Origin of the sequence: Pseudomonas sp. S32 (assembly GCF_016648095.1) — a bacterium.
Taxonomy (GTDB): Bacteria; Pseudomonadota; Gammaproteobacteria; order Pseudomonadales; family Pseudomonadaceae; genus Aquipseudomonas; species Aquipseudomonas parafulva.
In genome coordinates this window covers 1-5,249 of the sequence record NZ_JACVVF010000093.1, presented here as the reverse complement: position 1 = coordinate 5,249, position 5,249 = coordinate 1, and the positions used below count along the sequence as shown (strand labels likewise).

Annotated in this window: 7 protein-coding genes and 1 pseudogene; 1 reads left to right on the top strand and 7 read right to left on the bottom strand. The window is 63.7% G+C overall.

Translation table 11 applies throughout. The features are described from left to right. Positions 1-128 precede the first annotated feature (128 nt). Positions 129-515, bottom strand: a pseudogene (locus IAE38_RS23510) (cupin domain-containing protein). A gap of 71 nt (positions 516-586) precedes the next feature. Beyond that, positions 587-1,411 (bottom strand): AraC family transcriptional regulator, encoded by an 825-nt coding sequence (locus tag IAE38_RS23505; protein WP_201219565.1) that lies wholly within the window; start codon positions 1,409-1,411, stop codon positions 587-589. Between the two features lie 158 nt (positions 1,412-1,569). On the opposite strand from IAE38_RS23505, the gene IAE38_RS23500 reads away from it, so the two are divergent. Further along, positions 1,570-1,731: a DUF2986 domain-containing protein gene (locus IAE38_RS23500; protein ID WP_080667858.1), complete on the top strand. Its 162-nt coding sequence runs from the start codon at positions 1,570-1,572 to the stop codon at positions 1,729-1,731. Between the two features lie 8 nt (positions 1,732-1,739). Here IAE38_RS23500 and IAE38_RS23495 read toward each other — a convergent pair whose 3' ends face one another. The 5 genes from IAE38_RS23495 to IAE38_RS23475 all read right to left on the bottom strand — a co-directional run bounded on the left by IAE38_RS23495 (position 1,740) and on the right by IAE38_RS23475 (position 5,078). Then, complete coding sequence (locus tag IAE38_RS23495) at positions 1,740-2,450, bottom strand: anti-sigma factor (RefSeq protein ID WP_201219563.1); 711 nt, start codon at positions 2,448-2,450, stop codon at positions 1,740-1,742. Beyond that, positions 2,447-2,995 carry a sigma-70 family RNA polymerase sigma factor gene (locus IAE38_RS23490; protein ID WP_201219561.1) on the bottom strand — a complete coding sequence of 183 codons (549 nt, stop codon included), beginning with the start codon at positions 2,993-2,995 and terminating at the stop codon, positions 2,447-2,449. The genes IAE38_RS23495 and IAE38_RS23490 overlap by 4 nt, the downstream gene beginning before the upstream one ends. Positions 2,996-3,106: 111 nt before the next feature. Beyond that, entirely contained in the window at positions 3,107-3,634 is a 528-nt protein-coding gene (locus IAE38_RS23485) for a DUF3455 domain-containing protein (RefSeq protein ID WP_201165672.1), read from the bottom strand. 227 nt (positions 3,635-3,861) lie between these two features. Then, positions 3,862-4,458 (bottom strand): TetR/AcrR family transcriptional regulator, encoded by a 597-nt coding sequence (locus IAE38_RS23480; RefSeq protein WP_201219559.1) that lies wholly within the window; start codon positions 4,456-4,458, stop codon positions 3,862-3,864. A 23-nt stretch (positions 4,459-4,481) separates the two neighbouring features. Next, positions 4,482-5,078 (bottom strand): NAD(P)H-dependent oxidoreductase, encoded by a 597-nt coding sequence (locus IAE38_RS23475; RefSeq protein WP_201165670.1) that lies wholly within the window; start codon positions 5,076-5,078, stop codon positions 4,482-4,484. Positions 5,079-5,249 lie beyond the last annotated feature (171 nt).

Genomic DNA, 5,249 nt, shown 5'->3' with positions numbered 1-5,249 from the left:
TCGCGATGCGCCGCGCGGGCGGCGCTCGGTCTCATAGGCGCAGATCATGTTATGGCGTACGTTTCGCGGGTAAACCCGCTTCCACAGGTTGAATGGTTGAGTTGCCGGCGATGGGCCGCGAAGCGGCGTTAGATCCAGAGGTCGTTCTGCGCCGTGCGCTCACCCCCTTCATGGCCCGTATTCAGCACCCCGCGTGGCTCGATCATCATCAGTTTCGCCTCCCCCTGTGCAGCCGTCCTGTGCTCTACACCTCGCGGCACCACAAACAACTCACCCGGCTGTACCCACACTCAACCCGCTGGCAGGTCGATGCGCAATGTGCCCTCCAGGACCAGAAACGCCTCATCGGTTTCTGGGTGCGAATGCCAGATGAATTCGCCCTCGATACGTACCACCTTGAACTGGTAGTCGTTCATTTCCGCGACCACCCGGGGGCTCCATTGCTGGTCGATCATGGATGCTTTTGCCTTCAGGTTCACAGGCTGTGCAGGGGCTTGCTGCTTTGATGCGGGCATGGCGGGTTCTCCGTTGTTGGAGAGCCAAGCCTACTCAGCGGGCGCAACGGCTTCTTGTACGATCCTGCAACTCAACGCCCAGCGCGCAAGCGCTCAACCCAGCGGGCGGGGGGCACCCCGAAACTGCGGGTGAAGTGGCGGGTCATATGGCTCTGGTCGTGAAAGCCCGCGGCCAGGGCCGCGTCCACCAGCGTGAAGCCATCGAGTAGCAGCCTGCGGACCGTGTCCAGCCGCCGCAGGGTGACGAAGCGGTAAGGGCTGGTGCCATACAACGCGCGGAAGTCTCTGGACAGGCTCCATTGCTCGCGGCCGCTGGCCTTTTCGAGCATCTCCAGGGTTATGCCCGCCTGCTGGTGCTCCATGATGAAGGCCCTGGCCCGCTCAGCCGAGCGGTAATCCAGGCGCTTGCGCCCACGCGGCTTACCGCCCACGGCGCGCAGGGCCATGGCCAGGTCGTACACGGCGTCCTGTTCCTCCAGCCTTTCCAGGGGGTGGTCGAGTGCCTGGACAAAGGCCTGACTGGCGCTGAACAGGCGGGGGTCGCTGGACACGCCGCCAGCAATGAACGGCAGCGGCTCGCCCCCCAGCACCTGCTGTATCAGCGCCGGGTCGATATAGGCCATGCGGTAGCGAAAACCCGCAGCGGTGCCGGCCATGCCGTCATGCAATTCGTCAGGGTGCAACACCAGCGTGTTGCCCGGCACGCCATGGCACAGCGAGCCTTTGTAGTGAAAACTCTGCACCCCGGCCAGGGTACGGCCAATGGAGTAGGTGTCGTGCCGATGCGGGTCATACCCATGGCTGCCGAACCAGGCTTCGATCCGTTCCACGCTGCCAGGCTGGGCGCTGCGGATGACCCAGTCGGAGGCAGGGGGGTGGTTGGGCTCGCTGTGCATGGTCGTCGTCCTGGGCTTGAGACCCTGAAGCGTACAGGTTCAGCTCTGTAACAGGACAGCGGCCACATGTACCGCCCCCTGAGTTTTACGACGAGGTTGACGTCTGGTTGCCCGGGGCAGGGTATGATGGCCGCCATGTAACCCGCCAGAAGCCAGCCATGAACCGCCAGAAGAAAATCAAGCAACTCCTCAAGGCCCACGCCAAGAAAGCCAGCGCCAAGCTCGCCCCGCGCAGCACCAAGCCCAAATACATCAGCAAGGCCGACCGGGAGAAGCTGGCGGCGCAAGCTGCGAGCGAAGCCGCGACCCCAGCCGAGTGAGTGGCTGATCAAATCACTTTCACCGCGCGGCCGATGAACTTCACTGGCCCGGTAGGGGCGCCTGTCGGTGAGCCGCCGGCTTTCTCCAAGGTGAGCTCGAACAGCTGATTCGGCTCGACAGCGGGCAAGCCTTTGAGCGGCACACGGTAGGGTTCGCCCGGTTTGACCAACCCCAGGGAAACCGGGGCCTGCCATTGCTCACCCTTGGTCCAGAACTGCAACGCCATGCCCGGCGGCACGTCATCGTCGCCCAACGGGAGCAACTCGATCATGCGGGCATCGTTGGCTTGCACCACCCAGCCTGGTGCTTGACCGGAGGGGGCTGCCAGCACTACCAGGTAGCTTGTCATGGGTGGGGCCTGGGTCAGTAAGGCCAGCGCCAGCAGCAGGCTGGCGGCCAGCCCTGCGGCGCTCAGGCCCTGCCACAGCCCCAGGCGATTCCACCCACGTGCAACAGGGCGCTGCCGGCCCTGCAGGGTTTGGCTGAGGCTGCGTTCGATACGTCGCCACAAGCGGGGGCTTGGGGGGACGGGTTGGGCCTGTTGGGTCAGGTCGAGCAGCCGCGCCTCCCAGGCATCCACGGCAGCCCTCAGGGTGGGGTCGGTGCCCAGGCGCTTGTGCAGGGCGGCGTGAGCTTCGCCGTCGAGGGTGCCAAGCACGTACTCGCCTGCCAGCGCGTGAAGCTCGTCGTCATGGGCATCATCAGCTGTCTGGTTCATGTCATGCACGCTCTCAGCGCCTTCAGGCTCCGCTTGATCCACGCCTTTACCGTGCCCAGCGGCGCACCGAGCAAGGTGGCGATTTCGGCATTGCTGCAACCGTCCACGTAGGCATGCAGAATGCAGCGCAGCGGGCCCGGTTGCAGCTGTTCAAGGCAGTGGTAAAGCTTCCCGGAGCCGGACCACAAGTGCGCGGCTTCGACCTCCGGCGGTATTGTCGGGGTTGCGGCCATGGCTGCGTCGTCGAGGTCCGTTTCGCGTCGGCTGTCGCGTATGAAGTTCAGGGCCAGGTGCCGGGTCACGCTGTACACCCAGCCGCGCGCCGAACCGCGTGCGGGGTCATAACTGCCGGCACCGGTCCAGATACGCATGAAGGCGTCATGCACGATGTCTTCGGCAGTGGCCCGGTCACGGCTGATACGCTGGGCCACGCCCAGCAGGCGGGCGCCCTCATGTTCGTACAGCGCCTGTAATGCACGGCGGTCTCCGTTGGCGCAGGCCGCCAGGCAACCTTCGAAATCAAAAGGAACAACAGGTGCGTTCAATGGGCGGCGTTCCTTGCGGTCATTGGGCAGTGGGCGGCGCCCCGGGCCGGCTGGCCAGGGGCTCGACTGCAGCGTAGATGATCAATGGCCAGTGCGCTGGTCAGTGCCCGGTCACTTCGCTGCCCAGAACACGTAATCAGCCTGATACTTGACGACCTGCTGCTTGCCTTTGTTCTGTGCATTACAGGCCTCGGCCGGAGCGACACCGCCGCGGGTAGCAAGGCGCTGAATGTAACTCACCCCCTGCATGGCGCCCTGGCCTTCTGCTGGGTTGGCCTTGACCAACTGGTAGGGCAAATCGGCTTTCGCTGCAGGTGCTACGGCCAGTTGGGTGCCGGTCACCTTCGAACCGTCTTTGGCTTGCCAGGTGGCCGGTGGGCCGAAGTAGTCGCCCACGGTATTGCCGGCCCGGTCTTTCAGCACCGCCTTGGGCCCGACAAAAAACCACTCTGTCTGCCCGGGCGCCTTGGCTTTGTCGCGGCATTCGTAGGTGATCTCACCCACCCCTACGGTCTTCATCACGATCACGTGGCCGTCGGGCACCTTGATCGGGTCCGGTATACCCGACTGGGCATGGGCGGTGGTAACGCCGAAGGCAAAGCAGGTGGCGAGCAGAGCGTAGGTCGGTTTGAGATTCATGGTGTGCACTCCTTGAAGGTCATGGGTATGGCAATCACTGACTGCCTGATAACCACTACCCGCCAGGTTGGGTTATGGATGCACCGCCCCGGAAATAAATCTCGAGCGCCTTGGCTCAGCTCAACTGCGACAATAATCCCTGAACAAAAGGCGAGTGGGTTGGAGCAGGTTTCAGCGTGGCCAACGAGGGCAGATGGGCGAGCAGCCTGCTGGTATCTCGTCGGCCTTCACCTGGTGCGCTGCACCACCTCGATCACGGTGTGGTGCAATGCCTCTTTTGCCTGGTCAGCAGTGATCTCCCCCGACACGGCAGCTTCCGACACGGCGTCTGCGGCACCTAGCACAACCCACAGGCCGGCCTCGGAAACGCCGCCTGTGACAGCGAAGGGGGCAAATATGCCGGCGCACTTCTGCAGCAGGGCTGTCTGGTACTTGCGCTTGACCGCCGCCAGTTGAGGCGACCCGCTGAGGGCTGCCAGCACCCCCTGAATCTCACGGCCCTGGGTCATCACACAATCTACGTAAGCGCTGGCAAACACCGCAGCCTTGTCTGGCAACGTAGGTTGCGCGGCTCCGATGGCGCTATCGAACAAGGCCGTTTGGCGGACGTCGTAGTCTTCATACAGCGCAGCCAGCAAGCCCTCGCGGGAACCGAAGTGGTCGTAGACCACCGGTTTGGTCACGCCCGCCGCGTCGGCCAGTCGGCCCAGGGTCAGCGCATCGGTCCCCTCGTCGGCAATCAATGTCCAGGAGGTTTCCAGCAACTGGCGGGTACGTGCTTCGCGGGGCAGGCGCCGGCGTGCGGGTGGGGTTAGGTCGGTCATGGGCGCGATTGTCCCACTGTGGTTCAGCTCTGGGAAGCGAAGATGCTGGCACCGATGGCCTGGGCGGTTTCCAGATGAGCCCGGGCATAGTCACCTTCAGATGGCAGCAGCACGGTGGAACTGCGCACCGGTGCGCCGCAGTAATCGAAGATGCCGTGGTCGATCTGGGTGTTCATGGCCGCGCCGTAGCCATGGCGCTGGTAGGTGCCCTGGTCGGCACCTCCGATGGCCACCAGGTGCACCTGCAGGCGTTGCAGCTTCTTGGTCACCTTGCCATCGTTGTTGTCCTGGTAGGCCCAGCCTTGGGCGAACACGCGATCGATCCAGCCTTTGAGCAGGGCCGGAAAAGACCACCAGTAGATGGGGTAAACCAGCACCAGTGCGTCGGCGCGGTCGAGCCGTCGCTGTTCAACTGCGACATCAGCGGGGGGTGGGGATTGCTTGAGAAACAGCTGGTGGTCCGCCAGGTTGAAACGGGGGTCGAAGCCCTCGGTGGTCAGGTCGGCGAGTTCGGCAGTGTGCTGCGGGGTGGAGGCTGTGAGGCTTTCGGCGATCGTTTGGGCGATGGCATGGGTGAGTGAGTGAGGGTCCGGGTGGGCGGTGACGATCAGGGTGTGCATGGGTAGGGTCCTTGGATGGATGGCGGATTACCTACCAAAGGTAACCTACGACTAGTAGGTTGTCTATTTTTGTGTTTGCCGTGGATCACGCGTCAGGGGTCCGCGTGCAAACAGCGCAGGCTAATTGGCCCGAAACAAACGTAGGAGCGAGCGCAGCTCGCGATGCGCCGC

Coding starts and splice junctions, on each gene's coding strand:
- IAE38_RS23505 (WP_201219565.1), bottom strand. CDS start 1,411: ATGCACAGCGAGCCCAACCACCCCCCTGCCTCCGACTGGGTCATCCGC.
- IAE38_RS23500 (WP_080667858.1), top strand. CDS start 1,570: ATGAACCGCCAGAAGAAAATCAAGCAACTCCTCAAGGCCCACGCCAAG.
- IAE38_RS23495 (WP_201219563.1), bottom strand. CDS start 2,450: ATGAACCAGACAGCTGATGATGCCCATGACGACGAGCTTCACGCGCTG.
- IAE38_RS23485 (WP_201165672.1), bottom strand. CDS start 3,634: ATGAATCTCAAACCGACCTACGCTCTGCTCGCCACCTGCTTTGCCTTC.
- IAE38_RS23480 (WP_201219559.1), bottom strand. CDS start 4,458: ATGACCGACCTAACCCCACCCGCACGCCGGCGCCTGCCCCGCGAAGCA.
- IAE38_RS23475 (WP_201165670.1), bottom strand. CDS start 5,078: ATGCACACCCTGATCGTCACCGCCCACCCGGACCCTCACTCACTCACC.